General features: G+C 32.6%; 1 pseudogene. It reads left to right on the forward strand.

What is annotated here, in order from left to right:
* A pseudogene (locus tag WAE57_RS15825) lies at positions 1–371 on the forward strand (transposase); the annotation flags it as partial.

Raw genomic sequence — 371 nt, forward strand, 5'->3', positions numbered from 1 at the left:
AGGATTTTAAGTATTTAAAACCAATTCTTCAAATGAGGACACACCCTAGTTTCTTCCATCAAGTGAAAGGAAAAGATACAGGAATCAGTATCATTGATTCCACTAAATTGGTAGTTAGCCATAATCTTCGAATTAAAAGGCATCGTGTATTTAAAGGCTTGACCGGTCGTGGAAAAAGTAGCACAGGTTGGTTTTATGGTTTTATGGTTTTATGGTTTTATGGTTTTATGGTTTTATGGTTTTAAATTACATATTATTATCAATAATTTAGGTGAAATGATTAATCTCAAGCTGACATCAGGGAATGTTCATGATGTTGCTGTACTGGATTCTTTAACTCAAGAATTAAAAGGGATTCTACTTGGAGACAA

The sequence above is a fragment of the Acinetobacter sp. NS-4 genome, assembly GCF_037402435.1.
GTDB lineage: Bacteria > Pseudomonadota > Gammaproteobacteria > Pseudomonadales > Moraxellaceae > Acinetobacter.